5 protein-coding genes are annotated in these 3,121 nt (G+C 51.1%); 3 read left to right on the top strand and 2 right to left on the bottom strand.

The genetic code is table 11. The features are described from left to right. The first annotated feature begins 223 nt into the window (after positions 1 to 223). A complete protein-coding gene (locus WCG50_RS18600; protein ID WP_336901089.1) occupies positions 224 to 532 on the top strand; it encodes a hypothetical protein in 309 nt (102 codons plus the stop codon). A 232-nt stretch (positions 533 to 764) separates the two neighbouring features. Here the strand turns inward: WCG50_RS18600 and WCG50_RS18595 are convergent, their stop codons facing one another. Further along, the gene (locus WCG50_RS18595; RefSeq protein WP_336901088.1) at positions 765 to 986 is read right to left on the bottom strand and encodes a helix-turn-helix transcriptional regulator; all 222 of its coding nucleotides are present in this window, start codon (positions 984 to 986) and stop codon (positions 765 to 767) included. Between the two features lie 149 nt (positions 987 to 1,135). Here WCG50_RS18595 and WCG50_RS18590 point away from each other — a divergent pair, with 149 nt between their 5' ends. Both WCG50_RS18590 and WCG50_RS18585 read left to right on the top strand, forming a co-directional pair. Continuing rightward, positions 1,136 to 1,381 carry a hypothetical protein gene (locus tag WCG50_RS18590; RefSeq protein WP_336901087.1) on the top strand — a complete coding sequence of 82 codons (246 nt, stop codon included), beginning with the start codon at positions 1,136 to 1,138 and terminating at the stop codon, positions 1,379 to 1,381. 34 nt (positions 1,382 to 1,415) lie between these two features. Continuing rightward, positions 1,416 to 2,066, top strand: a complete 651-nt coding sequence (locus WCG50_RS18585) for a DUF3596 domain-containing protein (protein ID WP_336901086.1) — start codon at positions 1,416 to 1,418, stop codon at positions 2,064 to 2,066. A gap of 187 nt (positions 2,067 to 2,253) precedes the next feature. On the opposite strand, the gene WCG50_RS18580 is transcribed toward WCG50_RS18585, so the two are convergent. Then, entirely contained in the window at positions 2,254 to 2,922 is a 669-nt protein-coding gene (locus tag WCG50_RS18580) for a hypothetical protein (protein ID WP_336901085.1), read from the bottom strand. Positions 2,923 to 3,121: the final 199 nt, after the last annotated feature.

Here is a 3,121-nt window from a genome sequence, read left to right as displayed (position 1 = left end):
CAAGTGCTGACCAATAGTCAAAAAGCAGTCTGGCCCGAAAAAGACCAATCGTCAGAGGCCGACAGCCACTTTTCCATGGCCCACCTGTGGCCCACGCATGGCCCAAGTCTGGCCCACGGAATATTCCTCGATGGTGATTTCGACTATTAGTCTCATGGCCCGAGTCTTGGCGCCAGACAAGCAATATCTAAGGCGTCAAAAATGACACGGAGCATGAATCGATATGAATGACGACGCATTGGAGCAACTTCGGGCCGACGTCCGGGCACCGATGGTGGGCCACAAAGTCATCGCTGACAAAAGACTCAAAGCAGAAATCCTCCTGATGCGGAGTCACGCCAGCATCGTTGAAGACAAGCCGGGAAGTTTTGTCTGTGAGGGTAGTTATGGTCGGGGTGTCGCAAACCAAAAGGAAGCCACCCTTTTCGACGCTGTAACCAAGAAGCCTACGCGATGGCAGCCCTACAAAAGCCACTTGGTGGCCGTTCACAGCACCCTGTGCTGGGCCGTGTTGGGTATTTCAATCGGTTGACAAGATGAAAGCCATTTGCGTTTTTCTGATTAACGCTGGCAAACCCGGTCTGTTGAGTGGTCTCCTGAATCAAGTCGAACAGAACTCGCGCCTCAGGAAGGTGGTTGCTCTGCGAATAATGATTTGACGTCAGGTCTGCCGGTTGTGCACTGATATCGAGAACGTGAATGCTCCGATTTCTAGCTCCACACCAGAGGTTGTTCAGTATCTACGCATATGGGTAAATTGATCCCTATGCGACACCCTTGACTTCTCCGTCCGTGAGCTCAAACAACTCACCCACTTGAACACCAAAGTACCTGCACAACGCGTCAACCGCGTCTAGGTCGATTCTTGTAGCTGTCTCTTGATAAAGAAGGGTCACCGTGTTGCGATGCAGACCAGTGTCGCGCGCTACATCGCTAATTTTTAGCTTTCGCTCGCCCATCAAACGGGATAAGTGGCACTTGATCACTTCAGTCTCGATAAAAATATTTCATTTAGGATGATAAAAAACATCTGTCAATAGAATTTTGGGATATATAATGTCATTCAGGATGACAAAAAACAAATTGAAATGTTTTTTTGTGATTCTGATTGTCGCATCATAAACAGGAGTTCCAAGTGAATAATCAAACAACAACCTATCTGACAACAGCAGAGCTTTCCGCACGCATCAAATACGACAGCCGGACTATCCGGGATCGGCTGAAGGACAGCGTACTTTTGGAAGGGCGGCATTACATCCGTCCGTTCGGGGGGCGAAAAACGTTGTACCTATGGGAGACCATCGAAGCAGATATGGGTATGGTTTCAGCAGTCGGTTCATTCGCCATTCCGATGGCCAGTGGAGTAGCTCTCCATGGGTAGCATCCGTTGCCTTGCCAGCAAAGGCACACTCTTCATGGATTTCAGATCTGGCGGGGAACGGTTGCGTGAGTACACGACACTGCCCGACAACGCTACCAACCGCAAGCGCCTGCAAAAGGCCCTCGATCGCATTGAGTCAGAAATTGCGTTGGGCACTTTCGACTACGTCAAAACTTTTGGTAAGCCGCTTTCATCTATTGAAGCTGATGAGGCCATCAAACCCAACGGAAAACCATTGTCTGTGCAAGCGGGCAGCAGCCAAAGCAACCCTAGCCTCAAAGACTTCGCTGAACAGTGGTACTCGGAATCCGAAATCACCTGGCGTCGCAGCTACCGCATTACCCAGCGTGGTGCCTTGGATAAATACATCATTCCCACCTTTGGCGACAAGACTGTGAGCAGCATCACCAAAGCCGACGTGTTGGCGTTTCGCGGAAACCTCGCCAAATTGCCAGGTCGCGGTGAGAAGGTCACCTTGTCTGGCCGTCGCATCAATGCAGTGATGAAACCCTTGCGGCAAATCCTCAATGAAGCGGCTGACCGCTATGAATTCAACTCAGGATTTCGCAACATCAAGCCAATGCGTGTCAAACGCAGTGATGTGCTGCCGTTCAGTCTTGATGAAGTCAATCAAATCTTGAACACGGCTAGGCCAGACTTCAAAAACTACTTTGCCGCCAATTGACGGTCCGCTTTATGGTAGTCCGCAATCAACTCGGCGAGCAGTCCATGTTGGGTTCAATGGCCGTTATAGGGCTGGCATTTTAGTAGTCAGGTCGTCGGACAAGGGCACCACAAAGGGCCCTCGAACGAAAACTAACCGACACTCCAAATCAAGCATCCAGGGCCAACCCGCAACAGTGACTATTTACTCAACGGCTGATTGGTTTTGGGTCGGTCGCGCGCCAAATGGCCTTGATCGACAACGTCGCCAAACACGAAGCCGCCTCCATGCGCGAAAACAGTTTTTGATCCACTGAAATTGAGGAGGTAAAGCCCAGCAATGTGGCCAGCAGCGCTGCAGACTCACGATCCCACTTGAACAACTCTTGTAGCGGCTTCAATAAGATTTGAGACCTCAATTCGCCAAGATGCTGATTCAAAGGCTTTGATGCGCCAGCAACATAGCGGTGAGCCGCCAGAACGTTCAGGAACAAAGACGCTGGTGCAAGCAGTGTCACAAGAAAAGCCAGTCGCTTTTGATGCTCCGTGTCACAACTGATGAGCGCCATTTCCTTGGCCGCACCCGCAGCTCTCACGGCATGTGTGAATGGAATTGTCTTGATCGTTTTCCCGGTCAGCACCCGATCCCTGGTCAGCACTGGCAGGTACATTGGCTCGAAATACGCGCCAACTGTCACATCGGACTCAAAGCACGAGGAGACAAACCGTGTCATCGCGGGATGGTCAAATTGCAGGCAGTTGCGAAGCAGCTCAGATCTGAACTTGCCAATCTCCTCCATCGACCACTTCCCGCATTGACTGGCATGACGGACCAACTCTGGCGCAATACGGTTGTCTTTGTGATTATCGGCATTCATAGCGTCTTCTCCCAGTCACTACCACCACAAGCAAGTTCCCTGCGCACCTTGTTGACAGGCCACTTAGATTGATCGTTCTTGGCCCGAAGTCGCTTGAACTGGCGAGTAAGGTTTATTGACGGCGCCGTTCTATGCAGCAACTGGTGTCACTGACCGTCGTAATGGAGCCACCGATGTTCGGCGTAATGGAGCCACAAAC

Origin of the sequence: Rhodoferax sp., assembly GCF_037143375.1 — a bacterium.
Taxonomy (GTDB): domain Bacteria; phylum Pseudomonadota; class Gammaproteobacteria; order Burkholderiales; family Burkholderiaceae_C; genus Rhodoferax.
The sequence above is the reverse complement of the archived record's forward strand: the minus strand, read 5'-3'. Positions and strand labels throughout refer to the sequence as shown.